Below are 14,834 nucleotides of genomic sequence, written 5' to 3'. Positions count from 1 at the left end.
CTAATCGGGAAAAGAAGTTAAAGAACACTCAGGTTGGCATGGACCACGTCTGAGATTTCCTCCATCAGCGCGGTGCGGTACTCAACAAAACGGGGAAGTTTGCGCGTGTCGAGATTGGTGCGCGGACGCGGAATATCGATCGCCAGCTCGCTATGAATACCGCCGGGCGCGATTTCCAGCACCACTACCCGGTCCGCCAGAAAGATGGCTTCGTCGATATCATGGGTAATGAACACCACGGTTTGGCCCAGCTCGGACCACAGACGCAAGGTCTCTTCATTGAGGTTATTGCGGGTAATCGCATCCAGCGCGGCAAACGGCTCATCCATCAACAGCAAGGCAGGCTCAAGCGCCAGCGCACGGGCGAGCGACACGCGCTGCTGCATGCCGCCTGAAAGCTGGTAAGGCAGCTTGTCGGCAGCCTGATCCAGCCCCACCAGCGCGAGGTAATGCAGCGCTTTTTCCGTTTGCTCTTTGGCATTGAGGCGGTTTTGCATGCGCAGGCCAAAGCGCACGTTTTCCAGCACACTCAGCCAAGGGAAGAGCTGCGGGGACTGAAACACATAGCCCAGCTCGGGCATTTCCGGACGCACTGGCGCACCGTTAATCGTGATTGTTCCCGAGGCCGGTTTCTGAAAGCCGGAAAGCAGATTGAGCAGCGTGGTTTTGCCACAACCGGAAGGCCCCAGCAGCACGATGAACTCGCCCGGTTTGGCGTGTAAGGAAAACGTGCGAAAAACCTCATGCCCATTCGGATAGGAAAAATTGATACTATCGACGGACAAGGCCGCCGCAGGGCGTTGCACAGCCTGTGAATGGCCCCCGGTGAGGCCGTGGTGATTTGTCATCTACGATCAACCCTGTAAAATTCAACCGAATAATACAAGTTAATACAAGATGAATAAAATATTAAAAACTTATATTGTTATAAGTAATTATCCCGCCCCTGTCTCCAGTAGCGAAAAATGGGATTGCATGCTGCCGTCATCATCGACAAAGTGAATTGGGACTAACACATTGAAACCGTCATCTTCCACCCTGGCGCGCGAGAATGCCGCCTCTCTTTACTTGCAAATAGCATCGCTATTGCATGAGGAGATCAACCGCGGCGTGTATGACCCCTCCGGCAAGCTGCCCTCTGAGGCCGCCTTGTGCCAGCGGTTTTCCGTTAGCCGCGTCACCGTCAGACTGGCGCTGGATAAACTCACGGAAGAAAATGTAGTCGAGCGCAAGCAGGGCAAAGGGACCTTCGTCGCCGGCAAACAACTACGCCATGGGCTCGATACCCTGCGCAGCTTTCACGAGTCGCTGGTCATTCAGGGCTTGAAACCGGAGATGCGCATCCTCTCGCGCCATATCGTCCACACGCCGGACAATGTGCGTAACTCACTGGGCGTCAATATGGAAAGAAGCCTGCTGCTGGAACGCCTGCATGTGGTCGACGGCGAGCCGATTGCCCTGGGCAGAAGCTATTTGCCAGTCGAAGTGGAAACCCTCAGCTGGGAGCAAACCGAGCAGCAACCCACCTACGCCATTCTTGAATCGCTCACCGGCTTGCGTGTGGTGCGTGCCGACATAGGCATCAGCGCCCAAGCCGCTGACAAACCGCTCGCCGATAGCCTCAAGATCACCGTCGGCATGCCTTTACTGGTCATGCGGCGACTCTCGTATTTATCCAATGAAGACTGCTGCGACCATTCGGTGTTCTACATTCGGCCGCAGCATTATGAGTTTGTGATGAGCAGCTATTTCAAGCCCGTGCTTAAATGAGAATGCCGCTCGCGGATAGCCTGCTTGCGATGCTCCAGGCCCGGGCTTGATTAGCAACACTCAGCGAGCCCACCATCATTTCTGCTCTTCCATGACGCTAAAACGCTGACCATTTATCTCGATATCATTGAAGCGAGGCGGTATCACCCTGGCCTTGCCTAGCGCGATATCTTTCAACACCTGATCAACACGTTTAGCATCCCCGGCTTTGCGGAAATTAACTTGGCCAGCATACTGATATTGCCCTGAAGGCAAGGCCTGATAGAAATAAGCATCGCCCACCCACGGGGCGGGTTTTTCCTGCACGATTACCGCTTCTTTTGCTCCATCTCCATTGATATCCACCATCCAGATGAAGCATTGTGCATTGGTTTCCAAGCAACGCTGCTCATTCCAGCGCGTCGCTGTCTGGATGGTCTTGAGCAAGGCGTCATCCGCTACTTCGCCTTGCGGCAATACCCTGAAACGCAGGCGCATCTGCTCCAGGGTAATAGTATTCTGAGCATCGACAGCGGAATAGCGTTCTTTCTGCTTCAGTGCCTGGCTCGCCTTGGTGGCAATAAGGGCTTTATCCTTATGCGCGATGCCTGCCGCCAGTGTTTTGAGGGCATCCAGCCCGTAACGTCCCGCCTGCCAGCGCAAATAGCTATAGTCGATGCTGTTTGCAGAACCATTCAGCAGGCGGTTCATTTGGCTTTTAACGGCGATGCGCCTGGCATCTGCAATCGGACTCAACAGTAGCGCAAGCCCCGCAACCATCACCAAGGCCGTTGCAATGTTGGTATTGCCGATATTGCCCAGCCAGCCGCGGCGGCGGCGCAGTGAATAGGCATAGCCCAGGGTATACACCGTGGCAAGCACCAGAATAAAGGTTGCCCAGACGCGATCCTCCGTCCAGCCATATTGGGCAATACGCTGCTTCATCGCCAGCCAGGCAATCACCACCAGCACGACGAGGCTTAACCAGGCAAACTCCACTAATCGGCTCAGCCGTCGTCCATAGGGTTGCGCCTCATTCCCCTCCTGATAAGCGGCGTTGGCAAAACCTACCGACAAGGCAATAAACCAGAGCAGGATAAAGGCGGCATTACCCGTTTTGAATAAAGGCGCAAGGCCAGTGAACGGCAAGGCTATCACCCACATCAGGCTGAACATCAGCAAGAGTGGCAGCAACCAGGCAAATACCGAAAGGCAGAAACGGCGCAGAGTAATGATCCAATCCGTCTTGGCCAGGGTCAACGCGCATGCGGCGGCGAAGGCAATACCGGTAACCGGGATAGCGAAGATGGATTTCTTTATCAGATCCTCTACAAAATTGAGCCCTATGCTTTTCATAAGCATGGAGCCTGCAAACAGCACCACCCAGAACACCCCCGTCAGCAGGGCAGCATAGGAAAACATCAAGCCATTGCGCCAGGCGGTCTCAAACAACGCGTGATAAGACCAGCGTGCCCGGCCGCCCTCGTAATGAGCAATGACAGGGATCAGGATGAAGCCCAGTATCGCCGCAGCAAACAAATCAGAAGGCCGTGCGGGTGGAAAATTCCATTCACTTCCCAAGGCATCTATATGTGTATAGTCTGCCCAGCCACTGTAGGCGCCCAGCCCTGCGAACAATAGCCCTATGCCCAGCAGCAGGGCGGTCCGTCGACGATTGTCTGGCAGGGTGAGGTTTTCAGAGAGGTAATAGGCAAATGGCAAGGCGAGGCTCACATACAACAGCATCCGCTCGCTTATGGGATCCATTGAAGGCCAGACTTTCACCTCCCGCGCTTTCCACAATCCCCACAATGCCCATCCCTGCAGGGCGCCTATCAGCAGCAATATCCGGTTCATTTTTTAATTTTTAAGTCCGTGTTGATTGAACAAAATTATAGGTCTGGCGCAGAGATAAGGCCAATGCAGGCTTACTTGCCTGCAACAAACGCATGTTGAATAGCCTGCCTGGCTTCACGAAACCTCCACCTGCTTCAACCATTCTGTCGGCGCCTGCCCGAGGCGTTTGGCAAACACACGGGCCAGCGCAGCCTGGCTCTGGTAGCCCACCGCAGCCGCGACAGATTTGATGGGGCGTCCGCTTTTCAGCATGCTCTGGGCGACGGACATGCGCCAGTTGGTGAGGTAATCCAGCGGCGTCACCCCCACGGTCTCGCGAAAATTCACGGCAAAGCGGGCGCGCGACATGCCGGCCATATCAGCCAGTTCATCCAGGCTCCAGGGATGACCGGGGCGCTCGTGCATGGCGTTGACGGCGTGTTTCAGTCTGGAATCGGCCAGGGCGGCGAAAATGCCGCCATTGAGCTGACCCATGGCCAGCACATGCCGCAGCATCTGAATCAGGAAATATTCAATCAATCGGTCGAGGGCTGCCTGCCGGCCAAAACTCTCTTGCAAGGCTTCGCGGAATAGCAACTCCAGGGTGGGTTTGACCAGGCTCATGTCATCCATGGGCAGCACGATGGCCTCGGGCAGGGAGAGCGCCAGCGGGCTGCCTACCTTGGCACCCAGGTCTACATAGGCACAGAGCAGCTCTGCGTTTTCGCCCTCAGGCACCAGCGCGTGCGGACAGGTTCGGGGGAAGAAAATAACGCTGGGTTGGGTGATGGATTGCGGCGGGCCATTGCGCACGGTCATGGTGACCTTGCCGGACCGGACGATGTGTATATAGCCGGCGTTTTCATCAAACGCCACCAGCTGGCATAGCTCGCCGCTGTGAAAAGATTGGGCGGAAAAGGTGATTTGCCTTAATAAAGGCGCGAGCTGATCCATAGCGATACTTTCGGTCAAATAGTCGATACCAATTGTATTCATGAGTATCGCATGATGTCTCCAGCGCACAAAGCGCACCCACCATTACCCAAAAGGAGATTCATCATGGCACGTATTCCCGCAGTAAACCGCAACGAAGCCACCGATCCACTGGCAACCACATTCAATACGGTAAAGGCCAAGATCGGCATGGTACCCAATCTTTACGCAACCTTTGCTCAGTCGCCCGCTGTGCTGGATGCCTACCTGGCATTTTCCACCGCATTGACCAAAGGCCAGCTGACGGCAGCACAGCGCGAGGTATTGGCTCTGGCGATTGGGCAAACCAATCAATGCCAATATTGCCTTTCCGCCCACTCGCTGCTCGCCAAGGGTGCAGGCCTGAACCCCGAGGCGATCAAGAATGCAAGAAACGGCAGCTCGGCTGAGCCCTTGAACGATGCGCTGGCCCGGTTTGCGGTCAAGGTTGTAGAGCAACGTGGCGTGCTCAGCGATGAGGAATTCAACGCCGCCAAGGCCGAAGGTCTGAGCGATGCGCTGATCATTGAGGTCCTCGCGCATGTGGCCCTGAATACATTGACCAATTACACCAACCACATTGCGGCGACGGATATCGACTTTCCAGTTGTACCACTGTGAGCATGTAACGCGATGCGCCTGATTACCCGACCGGCGCTGTCCGGTCGGCCAAAAGCGCAGGAGAAAAGCATGAAAACCATCCCCATACAAATACCCGCCAGCAGTGGCATTTCACTCGCTGCGCGGCTCGATCTCCCTGATGATACTTATCGGGCTACCGTACTTTTTGCCCATTGTTTTACCTGCGGCAAGGATGTGTTGGCCGCCAGCCGTATCTCCAGAGGGCTGGTCGCGCAGGGATTTGCCGTATTGCGCTTTGACTTTGCCGGCATAGGCGCCAGCGAAGGCGAGTTTGCCGACACCAATTTCTCATCCAACATCCAGGATGTGGCGGATGCCGCCGACTGGCTGCGTGCTCATTACAAGGCACCTGATCTGGTTATTGGCCATAGCCTGGGCGGCACCGCCGTGCTCGCCGCGTCATCGCGGCTGCCTGAAGCCAGGGGCTATGTCACCATAGGTTCGCCTAGCGATCCGCGCCATATGCTTGAGCTGATTGGCGCCCCCAGCCTGCAGGTGATCGAACGTGAAGGCGCCGCCGATGTGAATCTGGAAGGGCGTATTTTTCATATCAGAAAACAGTTTCTGAATGACGTACAGGAGCAACAGGTGCTGCTGCAGGTGAGGCGGCTGCAAAAGCCGTTGCTGATCATGCATGCCCCCGCTGACAAGACGGTGCCGATAGGCCATGCCACCGCATTGTTTCAGGCTGCCGCCCACCCCAAGAGCTTTATTTCGCTGGGGGAGGCGGATCACCTGGTGACGAACAAAGTGGATGCGGAATTTATCGCCGAGATGATCTCGGCGTGGAGCAAGCGTTATATTGAAGGCGCGCTGTAATGTCATCGAGACAATTCCTGGATGGTCTTCGAATGCAGCGCCTTCAGGTTTACCCCCTGGACCAGAATCGACGCAGCTGTGGCAACATCACGCCGAGGATAACCAGCGCGCCACCGATGAGGTGATAACCAGCAAGATGTTCATTTAACATCAGCATCGCCAATATTGCAGTAAAGATGGGCAGCAGATTCATCATCATGCTGCAGCGATTGGGTCCCAGTGCTTCGATACCCTTAATCCAGAAATAGGGCAGCAATACCGAAGCCAGCACGCCTGCATACAAAATCAGTGGAATTGATTGTGCATTCAGCCGGGCCTGGTCCGCCGGCACACGCAGCAGCATGGGAACCATGAATACCAGCGCGGATAGCGCCTGCATGTAAGTGGATTGCCAAGCCGGCAGAGGCAGCTTCCAGTACTTTAAAAGCACGCTGTATACCGCATAGCTGGTCACTGCTCCCAGCATCAGCAGATCACCCATACGCCAGTGTCCATGCCACAAGGTCGACGGGGAGCCAGCACTGATGAGATATGTGGTGCCAAAAAAGGCTATCCCTGCCCCAAGCAACATCTCGGCAGAAGGCGGATCCCTTAACAGCAGGCTGCTTGCAAGCAAGGTCGCCAGTGGCGTCATGGCCGTGATGATCGCCATACTGGTGGCGGTCGAAGTATCTGCAGCCCAATATGACAAGCATTGATAAAACGCCATGCTCAAAAATCCCAGCACCACCAGCTTGGGCAGCAGAGGAATAATGATCCGGCGATTTCGCCATACCGGCAGGGCGACGAACAAGCTCATCAGGCTGATCGCCACCAGCAGGCGGTAAGCGGTAATAGCAGGTGGTGCAATGATCCCTGAGGCCAATTTCGACACAATCACATTGCCAGCCCACAGCATGATGGTCAGCAGGGGGTATATCCAGAGTTTCATTTTAATCATCCATGCAAACGAGAAGGACTTGCATGATGAAGCTCGCACCAGCGGCGGTCTCACGATAATATGCCAAGCATTATCTTGAAAGTGACAACCGTATGCGGGCAGTCGATTCACACCTTCCTTATGAACATGCCACGATGCCGGTGACCGCAATGGCAGAGGACTATCCGGATCGCCATTTCATTCAGCCTCACACGCATCGGCGAGCGCAGTTTCTCTATGCCACTCAGGGGGTGATGATTATTGAAACCAGCACCGGACGCTGGGTGGTTCCGCCCAGCCGGGGCGTCTGGCTGCAAGCCCATGTTGAGCATACGGTCCGCATGCGCGGGGATGTATGCATGCGCACCTTGTTTGTAAATCCCGATGCCGTCCCTGAATTGCCTCAAGGTAACGCGGTAGTGGCCGTTTCGCCTCTGTTGCGCGAGCTGATACTGGCCGCCACTTCGGTGCCTCTGGAATATGAAACGGAAAGCAGGAATGGCCGATTGATGCGTTTCTTGCTGGACGAGTTGCAAGCGCTACCCGTGCTGCCATTTCATATTCCCTGGCCTACCGATGCCAGGCTGGCTGCTCTTTGTCACCATATCTATGACACGCCCGATGATCAAACACAGATAGCCGTATGGTCGGGCAAGCTTGCCATGAGCGTGCGCACATTTCACCGGCGGTTCCGTAGCAGCACGGGCATTACCTTTGCGCAGTGGCGACAGCTAGCAAGACTATTGCGCTCGCTAGAGCGGCTTGCTGAGGGAGCCTCTATTATCCAGGTCGCGCTGGAACATGGTTATACCAGCCAAAGTGCCTATGCCGCCCTGTTTAAACGGCACTTTGGAGTATCGCCCTCCATGTTTTATCGCTAGCTGGCCATGCACTCGACATATTGACCTGGCGTCAGGCCTCTACCGGCAAATTGAATGGAGAAGCGTCGAGATACTCCCATTCCAGATGCTGCGGTACCTTGCGCAATATCCACTGCGCTATGTCGAACTCCCAGAAGCGCCCGGTGCCACCGCTCAGATTATGGGGATCGTCCTGATCCCATAACAGACGGGATTTTCCGCTGAGCTGCAATAGCTGCTGCCCGGCAAAGTCAGGAATGCATACTCCAGTGCGTGCATCGATCTCCATATTGCCCAAGGTATTGAACATGCTGTTGCCGTGGTAATCCGGGATGCGCAGGGTACTGTCGTTGATGATCTGCACAAAGCCTGGGTTGCCGCCACGATGCGAGGCATCCGCCCCGGTCTCGGCATAATGAGTGGCCACAAACATGGTGTCCGCGTTGCGCACCAAGGCTGCAATGTTTGCCTGCAACTGCGTGCCGACTAAAACTTCATGCGGGGCGGCCGCCTTCTCGAATTGCTGCAGATGGCGACGCTGTATGTATTTCGGGCAATTGGGATAGGCTTCGTTCACGCCAATGACGATCCCTTGATCGTGCATGTGCTGAATCATGCCGTTAATACGGTAGCGCAGGCGCGAGCCAAGCTCGATAAAGAGCAGACCGACGGCAGGGTGATGGTCGATATTGGTCCAGAATGGGTCAGACATATCCCGCTCATCCACAGGAATATGCAGGGCAAGGGCAGCATCGCCCTCGGCCCTGGCAAACCCAGGCTCGGCATACAGCACGGAAGACCACACCGCACCATCGGCCGCGACGCTGCTCGCGACGACCATGAACTGCGCCGCAATAAAGGGACGAGCGCCGCCCAGTATGGTGTCTGCAATCATTGCCGCATTTCTATCGGCAATAAAGGCCTGGCCCGCATGCCTCTGTACGGCGCGCTCCCCGGCATGAAATTGGAATCTGGTTTGCATGGCATTCTCCTGATGGAAACACGGCCTCCGGCTTTATCGCCTACGCCGTTGTTGATGAGGCCATTCTAGGAAATAATGCACCTGATAGAATCAGCTCTGCCCGCAATTCATTATTTCGCCTGGAGTAACGATCATCGACCACATTCACCTGATGCGTGTACTGGTAGCCGTTGGAGAACAAGGAGGATTTGCCGCCGCCTCCCGCCAGCTGGATATATCGCCCGCAGCGGTCACCCGAGCCGTAGGCGCACTGGAAGAGCAACTGGGCGTACAGCTGGTGCAACGCACCACGCGCAATGTGCGCTTCACCGATGCTGGCCTCCGCTATTACGATGACGCACGGGCCATACTGCAGAGTATCGCCGAAGCCAACGAGGCGGCCTCGGGCATCAATGCCGAGCCGCGCGGCACGCTATCGGTCACGGCCCCGGTGCTGTTCGGGCGCATGTTTGTCATGCCCACTATCATTGAATACATGCAGCGCTACCCTCTGGTGAAGGTCAATGCGAATTTTGTAGACCGGGTGACCAATCTGGTCGAGGAGGGCATGGATGTTGCAATCCGCATCGGCAACTTGCCCGATTCCTCGTTACGAGCCGTCAAGGTCGGGCAAGTGCGCCGCGTGCTATGTGCATCGCCTGCTTATCTGGAAGCCCATGGCACGCCACAAATCCCGGCCGATCTCCTGCAGCATTCCATGATCGTTTCCAATGCGCTTTCACCCCGCGTCGAGTGGCGTTTTGAAGGCGGCGATGAACCAGAACTGGTACAGATAAATCCGCGACTGGTGGTCACCAGCAACGACGCAGCCCTGTCAGCCGCGATTGGTGGGCTTGGCATCACGCGGCTGCTGTCTTACCAGGTACGCAGCGAAGTCGAGCGCGATAGCTTGCGTCTGTTGCTTGAGACCTTTGAAGAATCCCCCTGGCCGGTGCATGTGGTGCATCGTGAAGAAAAATATGGCTCCTCCAAGGTGAGGGCTTTCATCGACCTCATGGTCGAGCGCCTGCGCGCGCATCCCCATCTTTAGCTCCCTCAGTGGTACGTCAGACGCGGCTGGCGCTGGCATAAGCGCAATCAGAATTCAGACACATCCCCTGAAATTAAAAAAGCCACTGGCCTGCATGAGTCTCAGGCCAGTGGCTTTCCATACGAACCCCGTTTAAGGTCCAGCCAACATCAAGGTTTTACGTTGCGGTCCAGGAAGTTACCCATCAGTCTGGCAATCTCATCGCCATCCTCCTCCAAGGCAAAGTGCCCGGTATCCAGCAGATGTAGTTCGGCGTTCGGCAAATCCCTCAAGTAAGGTGTAGCGCCCGCAGCCGGGAAAATCTTATCGTTTTTGCCCCACACAATCAGCATCGGAGGCTGATATCGGCGGAAATAAGCCTGCCACTCAGGATAGTGCGGCGGATTAGTACCGTAGCTATAGAACAGTTCCAGCTGAATATCCTTGTTGCCAGGACGATCCATATACGCCTGATCCATCATCCAGGCATCCGGACTCACATGCGCTGCGGGATTGCGAAAGCCTTCGGTATATTGCCATTTGGTGGCAGCCAGCTCAAAAAACGGCCGCAGCTTGGCTGCATTCGCTTCGGATTTATCCTTCCAGTAATCCTTCAATGGCGCCCAGAACGCGTTGTCTATGCCTTCGTCATAGGCATTACCATTCTGCACAATAATGGCGCTTATCTTGTCGGGATGAGCGCTTGCGATACGGTAACCCACAGGTGCGCCGTAATCCTGCACATAGATGGCAAATTTGCCCAGGCCAAGCTTGATGGTCAATTTATCCATGACCGTCGCCAAATGATCAAAACTGTATGCAAATTTATCCATGGCGGGCTGATCACTTTGGCCATAGCCGGGATAATCCGGCGCAATGACATGATAGCGCTCGGCAAGTTGTGGAATCAGGTTGCGGAACATGTGCGAGGAGCTGGGAAAGCCATGCAAAAGCAATACCACCGGCGCGTTTGCAGGGCCGGCTTCCCGATAAAACACCTTCACACCGTCAATATCCACCGTGTGATAGGAAACAGCCTTGGTGGCAGCGGACCCTTGGCTGGAAACCGTTGGAGCCGCCTGGGATGAAAGGGGAATCGCAGTGGCAGTAGCAATTAAGCCCAGGGCGATAGTCAGTTTGGCAATACGGAGGTAGCGCAGCATCTTCATTCCTTTGGTTTGTTTTAGACGCTTCCAGTTTTGCCCAGATACCTCTTGATTAGAATCGCCGCACGGAGAAATTCACCATTGCACGCCAAGAAACAATACGCTTCGCCCGGAAATAACAGGCTGATTTTTATACTATTCTACCAACCCCTGGAATTCGTATATCAAACGCCATGACTAGTCGCCAGGCAGTAAAAAAACGCCCGATGATGTTCGTCGGGCGTTGCGATGCTCAACGCACGATTTTGATGGCGGGCTCGGCTGATGTAGCATCGCCAGACCGTTTCTCATATTCCCTTGCTGAAGATACCTGAATCGATGCGATATCAAGGTCGAATTACCACATGGAAAGATAAGGAGGGCTTTGGTTTCATTACCCCGAATGGCGGGGGTGAGCCGGTCTTTCTGCATATCAGCGCATTCAGCGATCGCAAGCGGCGCCCAGAGGGCGATGAGCTGGTTACCTATGAGCGCACGCTGGATGCCAAAGGGCGCCCACATGCGTTGAAAGTGGTGTTTGTGGGTCATAGGCCAGCGCCTGCCTCATCCCAGCGCAGCCCTGTACTGCCACTGTTTGCCTTTATCTTTCTTTGCGGCGTGGCAGGGGCGGTCTGGGCGGGGCAGCTGCCTGCCGCTTTACTGGGGCTCTATCTGGCGGCGAGTGTCGTTACCTTTGGGGCGTATGCCATCGACAAGTCTGCAGCCCGACATCATCGCCAGAGGACAGCTGAAAACACATTGCACCTGCTGGCGCTGCTGGGTGGCTGGCCGGGGGCGATCGCCGGGCAACGGCTATTCCGGCACAAAACCGCCAAGCGTTCGTTTCTGATCATCTTCTGGGCCACGGTGCTGATCAATAGTGGCGTGTTGCTGTGGGCATTGTCGCCCGCAGGTGCCAGCGTGCTGCAGTCACTGGGGCATTGAATTACAAGCTGGCCGGACGCGCAGCAGGCCTCCATCACAAAATTAACGTGCTATGTGTAGTTGCGCACAGACCAAACCTGCCTGAAACCCTAATCTGGGTTAAGCACTGAGAGCAAGCCCCCTTTCACCGCGGTAAACGCTCCTTTCTGCCATGTGTGGCTGCCCTGAGACTGAGATTCGCAGTCGCGGCTGCCAAACCACAAAAAATATCACGCTCCATGAGCAACACGCCTGGACACCACGGCCATTAGGACGTGCACTGCAAAGATGCCATCCATGGCAAGAGCTATTGAGCACACCCCGCATATTTCAACCCCACTTTACCCATCACACAAGGAATACCCCATGAAAGCACTAAAACTGATCGTCGCCTTCAGCATGGCATTGGCCCTGATCACCTCTGTCGGCTGCGCATCCACTTCCAAAAAAGAAGGCACGGGCGAATACATGGATGACAGCGTCATCACCACCAAGGTGAAGGCAGCCATTTTCAACGAGCCCACCCTGAAATCGGCTGAGATCAATGTCGAAACCTTCAAGGGCGTGGTGCAGCTGAGCGGTTTTGTTAATTCACAGGAAGACATCAACAAGGCGATTGCCGTGGCAGGGCGCGTCGGTGGTGTCAAGTCAGTGAAAAATGATATGCGGCTCAAAGCCAAATAGTCGTTAAGCATCCCCTTTAAAGGAACCATCATGCTGGAAGCCTTTGCATTTGTTTTAGTTGCCCTGTGTCTGCTGGCCATGGGGGCGTCGGTCACCATGGGCGGCCTGATTTATCTGCTGCCTGTGATTGCGCTTGGCATTCTCACGGAACGCAGCATCCATATCTGGCGCCCGCGGCTAACGTTGAAATGGCATGCCTATCGCATGGCCCACACGGCATAAATACCCACCCCACCACTTAAGGAGCACCATATGGATGAAATCAAGACAACAAACAGCCGCGAACAATTGATTGCGGATTTTCAGGTCGCCGTGGCGGATGCCGAAGCATTGCTCAAGGCTACCGCCAACCAGGGCGGAGAGCAGCTTGCGCAGATTCGCGACAAGGTGGAAAAATCGCTGGGCGTGGTCAAGGTCAATATGGCCGAAGCACAGACCGCCATCATCGCCAAAACCCGCGAAGCCGCCAAAGCCACCGATGAATATGTGCATGAAAACCCATGGGAAGCCATCGGCATAGGCGCGGCGGTGGGTGTTGCCATTGGCTGGTTAATTGGGCGTCGGGCGCCTTAGCCCATGGCCAACGATGCAGCCACTGCCAGTCCTGGCGTACTGGGTTCGCTTACGGCCCTGAGCGGCGCCCTGCTCGCCATCCTCTATACCCGCCTGGCACTGCTGCGGGTGGATATAGAAGAGGAGCGGCTGCACTTTTTTTCTTTGCTGGTCACCACGCTGGCGCTGCTGTTTTGCCTGGGTATCGGCGTGATATTGGCATGCATACTGCTGATCGCCTTCTTCTGGAATACCTATCCCTTGCGCGTGCTGGCGATCCTGAGCGCGGGGTTTATTACCATGGCCGTGCTGCTTGGGCTGCTGGCACTGCATAAAATCAGGCACAAGCCTCAGCTGTTTTCCACCAGCATGGATGAGCTGGGCAAGGATATTCAAGCCATGAAAACGCCGCCGTGAGTACCCGCATGCAAGCTCTGGCAAGGCGGCGCGCCCAGCTGTTGCAGCAATCTGCGCAACAGCGCACGCTGATCGCCCTGCACGCCGAGGTATGGCAAGCCAGGCTGGCAAGACTGGACCATAGCTTAACCGTCCTGAAATTCATGCGTAGCCATGCCGTTTTTCTGGGGCCCGGGGTTTGGCTGCTGCTGCGTTGGCAACGCAACCCTACCCGCCACTGGTATTACCAGATGTTCAAGCTGTGGCGCTATTACCAGCAATGGCGGGCCTTGCGCTCGCCGGCACCGGCAAGCACCGACATGGATAACCGACCCGCTGAAATGCATACCCCATTTGTGATTAACCCACCCTAGGAGTCATCATGTCTCACGTCGGCCCAGAGTTCAGTTGTGATGCAAATACCCAGGCACTCATGCATGCCTTTAATCAGGCGGTGGCCGAGGCAGAGTCGGCAATTGCCTTGACGGCCAATGAAAAAGACCCGGCCGTGGCATCGCTGCATGCCAGGCTGAAAAACTCCTTGCAGCTGGTCAAACAGAGCATGACCACCTCCGGGCTGTTGCCTTCCTGAATGAGCCAGCGCGGCTATCGGCCGCGACCTGCTAGCACACCAGCAAGCGGGCGTAGACTGCTTTATCCGTCTCATAGCAACTGCATGCCGCCGCTTCCAGCCCGGCGGCATCATCTATCCTTACCACCCCGCGGCGATAGCTGATCAAATGCTGGGTATGCAAGGCGCCCGCAGCCTTGGTAACGCCTACGCGCCGCACGCCCAGCATCTTCGCCAGCAATTCATGGGTGATGTAAAAATCCTCCGAATGCATGCGATCCCGCGTCATCAACAGCAGGCGTGCAAGGCGCTTCTCCACCACATGATAGCGGTTGCATATGGCAATCTGCGCAAACTGCTGGCAGGAGACATGCACATAGCGTTTTACCAGCTCGTGCAATTGCGGATGGCGCTCCAGCTCTTCCAGAAACAGTGGCGCTGAGCTGCGCAAGGCAAGGCCATGGCCTTGCACCGTGGCGCCGAACGGACTCTGCGCCACGCCCAGTATCAGGGAAGCGCCGACCATGCCTTCATTGCCGATCAGGGCGACCTCCATACCCTCGCCCTCTTCCAGATTGAGGGTCAGGGCCACCATGCAGGTCAGGGGGAAATACACATATTCAACGGTGTCATCCGGCTGGTTGAGTACCTGGGTCAAGCCCAGCTCGACCGAATCACATGTGCTGATAAAACTGAGTCGTTCGGGAAGCGGCAACGCCTCCAGCAGACAATTAAAAGGGGACGTAGACATATGAAGCATCTGGGGGAGGCACC

19 protein-coding genes are annotated in these 14,834 nt (G+C 55.7%); 12 read left to right on the top strand and 7 right to left on the bottom strand.

Features of this window, described 5'->3' with window-relative positions:
• Positions 1 to 17: 17 nt before the first annotated feature.
• Positions 18 to 848, bottom strand: a complete 831-nt coding sequence (locus tag FNL37_RS01270; protein ID WP_159354862.1) for an ABC transporter ATP-binding protein — start codon at positions 846 to 848, stop codon at positions 18 to 20.
• A 169-nt stretch (positions 849 to 1,017) separates the two neighbouring features.
• Here FNL37_RS01270 and FNL37_RS01265 point away from each other — a divergent pair, with 169 nt between their 5' ends.
• Positions 1,018 to 1,770, top strand: coding sequence for a GntR family transcriptional regulator (locus FNL37_RS01265; protein WP_015831108.1), 753 nt, complete (start codon positions 1,018 to 1,020; stop codon positions 1,768 to 1,770).
• A 75-nt stretch (positions 1,771 to 1,845) separates the two neighbouring features.
• Here FNL37_RS01265 and FNL37_RS01260 read toward each other — a convergent pair whose 3' ends face one another.
• Complete coding sequence (locus tag FNL37_RS01260) at positions 1,846 to 3,606, bottom strand: DUF4153 domain-containing protein (RefSeq protein ID WP_159354861.1); 1,761 nt, start codon at positions 3,604 to 3,606, stop codon at positions 1,846 to 1,848.
• 114 nt (positions 3,607 to 3,720) lie between these two features.
• Entirely contained in the window at positions 3,721 to 4,581 is an 861-nt protein-coding gene (locus FNL37_RS01255) for an AraC family transcriptional regulator (protein ID WP_244948169.1), read from the bottom strand.
• Between the two features lie 63 nt (positions 4,582 to 4,644).
• Here FNL37_RS01255 and FNL37_RS01250 point away from each other — a divergent pair, with 63 nt between their 5' ends.
• Complete coding sequence (locus FNL37_RS01250) at positions 4,645 to 5,178, top strand: carboxymuconolactone decarboxylase family protein (protein ID WP_159354860.1); 534 nt, start codon at positions 4,645 to 4,647, stop codon at positions 5,176 to 5,178.
• A 69-nt stretch (positions 5,179 to 5,247) separates the two neighbouring features.
• Positions 5,248 to 6,018 (top strand): alpha/beta hydrolase family protein, encoded by a 771-nt coding sequence (locus FNL37_RS01245; protein WP_170291264.1) that lies wholly within the window; start codon positions 5,248 to 5,250, stop codon positions 6,016 to 6,018.
• 49 nt (positions 6,019 to 6,067) lie between these two features.
• Here the strand turns inward: FNL37_RS01245 and FNL37_RS01240 are convergent, their stop codons facing one another.
• Positions 6,068 to 6,949: a DMT family transporter gene (locus FNL37_RS01240; protein WP_159354858.1), complete on the bottom strand. Its 882-nt coding sequence runs from the start codon at positions 6,947 to 6,949 to the stop codon at positions 6,068 to 6,070.
• 143 nt (positions 6,950 to 7,092) lie between these two features.
• Between FNL37_RS01240 and FNL37_RS01235 the strand changes: the two genes are divergently transcribed.
• Positions 7,093 to 7,818, top strand: a complete 726-nt coding sequence (locus FNL37_RS01235) for an AraC family transcriptional regulator (RefSeq protein ID WP_202943913.1) — start codon at positions 7,093 to 7,095, stop codon at positions 7,816 to 7,818.
• Between the two features lie 31 nt (positions 7,819 to 7,849).
• Here the strand turns inward: FNL37_RS01235 and FNL37_RS01230 are convergent, their stop codons facing one another.
• On the bottom strand, positions 7,850 to 8,779 hold the full coding sequence (locus FNL37_RS01230; RefSeq protein WP_159354857.1) for a PNPOx family protein: 930 nt from the start codon (positions 8,777 to 8,779) through the stop codon (positions 7,850 to 7,852).
• 151 nt (positions 8,780 to 8,930) lie between these two features.
• On the opposite strand from FNL37_RS01230, the gene FNL37_RS01225 reads away from it, so the two are divergent.
• The gene (locus tag FNL37_RS01225) at positions 8,931 to 9,809 is read left to right on the top strand and encodes a LysR family transcriptional regulator (protein WP_041370223.1); all 879 of its coding nucleotides are present in this window, start codon (positions 8,931 to 8,933) and stop codon (positions 9,807 to 9,809) included.
• A gap of 149 nt (positions 9,810 to 9,958) precedes the next feature.
• On the opposite strand, the gene FNL37_RS01220 is transcribed toward FNL37_RS01225, so the two are convergent.
• On the bottom strand, positions 9,959 to 10,951 hold the full coding sequence (locus tag FNL37_RS01220; RefSeq protein WP_159354856.1) for an alpha/beta fold hydrolase: 993 nt from the start codon (positions 10,949 to 10,951) through the stop codon (positions 9,959 to 9,961).
• A 321-nt stretch (positions 10,952 to 11,272) separates the two neighbouring features.
• Between FNL37_RS01220 and FNL37_RS01215 the strand changes: the two genes are divergently transcribed.
• The 7 genes from FNL37_RS01215 (at position 11,273) to FNL37_RS01185 (ending at position 14,081) form a co-directional block, all read left to right on the top strand.
• Positions 11,273 to 11,878, top strand: coding sequence for a DUF1294 domain-containing protein (locus FNL37_RS01215; protein ID WP_159354855.1), 606 nt, complete (start codon positions 11,273 to 11,275; stop codon positions 11,876 to 11,878).
• Positions 11,879 to 12,223: 345 nt separating this feature from the next.
• The gene (locus FNL37_RS01210) at positions 12,224 to 12,541 is read left to right on the top strand and encodes a BON domain-containing protein (protein ID WP_013443355.1); all 318 of its coding nucleotides are present in this window, start codon (positions 12,224 to 12,226) and stop codon (positions 12,539 to 12,541) included.
• Positions 12,542 to 12,571: 30 nt separating this feature from the next.
• On the top strand, positions 12,572 to 12,763 hold the full coding sequence (locus FNL37_RS01205; protein ID WP_159354854.1) for a hypothetical protein: 192 nt from the start codon (positions 12,572 to 12,574) through the stop codon (positions 12,761 to 12,763).
• Between the two features lie 30 nt (positions 12,764 to 12,793).
• The gene (locus FNL37_RS01200) at positions 12,794 to 13,114 is read left to right on the top strand and encodes an ElaB/YgaM/YqjD family protein (RefSeq protein WP_159354853.1); all 321 of its coding nucleotides are present in this window, start codon (positions 12,794 to 12,796) and stop codon (positions 13,112 to 13,114) included.
• A gap of 3 nt (positions 13,115 to 13,117) precedes the next feature.
• Positions 13,118 to 13,510: a phage holin family protein gene (locus FNL37_RS01195; protein WP_013443358.1), complete on the top strand. Its 393-nt coding sequence runs from the start codon at positions 13,118 to 13,120 to the stop codon at positions 13,508 to 13,510.
• Positions 13,507 to 13,863 (top strand): YqjK family protein, encoded by a 357-nt coding sequence (locus tag FNL37_RS01190; RefSeq protein WP_244948168.1) that lies wholly within the window; start codon positions 13,507 to 13,509, stop codon positions 13,861 to 13,863. Before FNL37_RS01195 ends, FNL37_RS01190 begins: the two co-directional genes overlap by 4 nt.
• Before the next feature lie 8 nt (positions 13,864 to 13,871).
• The gene (locus FNL37_RS01185) at positions 13,872 to 14,081 is read left to right on the top strand and encodes a hypothetical protein (RefSeq protein ID WP_015831123.1); all 210 of its coding nucleotides are present in this window, start codon (positions 13,872 to 13,874) and stop codon (positions 14,079 to 14,081) included.
• Between the two features lie 31 nt (positions 14,082 to 14,112).
• Here FNL37_RS01185 and FNL37_RS01180 read toward each other — a convergent pair whose 3' ends face one another.
• Positions 14,113 to 14,811 (bottom strand): Crp/Fnr family transcriptional regulator, encoded by a 699-nt coding sequence (locus FNL37_RS01180; protein ID WP_244948167.1) that lies wholly within the window; start codon positions 14,809 to 14,811, stop codon positions 14,113 to 14,115.
• Between the last annotated feature and the right edge of the window lie 23 nt (positions 14,812 to 14,834).

This window comes from Methylovorus glucosotrophus, from assembly GCF_009858335.1.
In the GTDB taxonomy this organism is placed as follows: domain Bacteria; phylum Pseudomonadota; class Gammaproteobacteria; order Burkholderiales; family Methylophilaceae; genus Methylovorus; species Methylovorus glucosotrophus.
Note: the sequence above shows the minus strand (reverse complement) of the source record. Positions and strands in the feature narration are given on the sequence as shown.

What these genes read in the sequence shown, in the direction of transcription:
- FNL37_RS01270 (WP_159354862.1), bottom strand. Translation starts at nt 848, where the DNA reads ATGACAAATCACCACGGCCTCACCGGGGGCCATTCACAGGCTGTGCAA.
- FNL37_RS01260 (WP_159354861.1), bottom strand. Translation starts at nt 3,606, where the DNA reads ATGAACCGGATATTGCTGCTGATAGGCGCCCTGCAGGGATGGGCATTG.
- FNL37_RS01255 (WP_244948169.1), bottom strand. Translation starts at nt 4,581, where the DNA reads ATGAATACAATTGGTATCGACTATTTGACCGAAAGTATCGCTATGGAT.
- FNL37_RS01250 (WP_159354860.1), top strand. Translation starts at nt 4,645, where the DNA reads ATGGCACGTATTCCCGCAGTAAACCGCAACGAAGCCACCGATCCACTG.
- FNL37_RS01245 (WP_170291264.1), top strand. Translation starts at nt 5,248, where the DNA reads ATGAAAACCATCCCCATACAAATACCCGCCAGCAGTGGCATTTCACTC.
- FNL37_RS01240 (WP_159354858.1), bottom strand. Translation starts at nt 6,949, where the DNA reads ATGAAACTCTGGATATACCCCCTGCTGACCATCATGCTGTGGGCTGGC.
- FNL37_RS01235 (WP_202943913.1), top strand. Translation starts at nt 7,093, where the DNA reads ATGCCGGTGACCGCAATGGCAGAGGACTATCCGGATCGCCATTTCATT.
- FNL37_RS01230 (WP_159354857.1), bottom strand. Translation starts at nt 8,779, where the DNA reads ATGCAAACCAGATTCCAATTTCATGCCGGGGAGCGCGCCGTACAGAGG.
- FNL37_RS01225 (WP_041370223.1), top strand. Translation starts at nt 8,931, where the DNA reads ATGCGTGTACTGGTAGCCGTTGGAGAACAAGGAGGATTTGCCGCCGCC.
- FNL37_RS01220 (WP_159354856.1), bottom strand. Translation starts at nt 10,951, where the DNA reads ATGCTGCGCTACCTCCGTATTGCCAAACTGACTATCGCCCTGGGCTTA.
- FNL37_RS01215 (WP_159354855.1), top strand. Translation starts at nt 11,273, where the DNA reads ATGCGATATCAAGGTCGAATTACCACATGGAAAGATAAGGAGGGCTTT.
- FNL37_RS01210 (WP_013443355.1), top strand. Translation starts at nt 12,224, where the DNA reads ATGAAAGCACTAAAACTGATCGTCGCCTTCAGCATGGCATTGGCCCTG.
- FNL37_RS01205 (WP_159354854.1), top strand. Translation starts at nt 12,572, where the DNA reads ATGCTGGAAGCCTTTGCATTTGTTTTAGTTGCCCTGTGTCTGCTGGCC.
- FNL37_RS01200 (WP_159354853.1), top strand. Translation starts at nt 12,794, where the DNA reads ATGGATGAAATCAAGACAACAAACAGCCGCGAACAATTGATTGCGGAT.
- FNL37_RS01195 (WP_013443358.1), top strand. Translation starts at nt 13,118, where the DNA reads ATGGCCAACGATGCAGCCACTGCCAGTCCTGGCGTACTGGGTTCGCTT.
- FNL37_RS01185 (WP_015831123.1), top strand. Translation starts at nt 13,872, where the DNA reads ATGTCTCACGTCGGCCCAGAGTTCAGTTGTGATGCAAATACCCAGGCA.
- FNL37_RS01180 (WP_244948167.1), bottom strand. Translation starts at nt 14,811, where the DNA reads ATGTCTACGTCCCCTTTTAATTGTCTGCTGGAGGCGTTGCCGCTTCCC.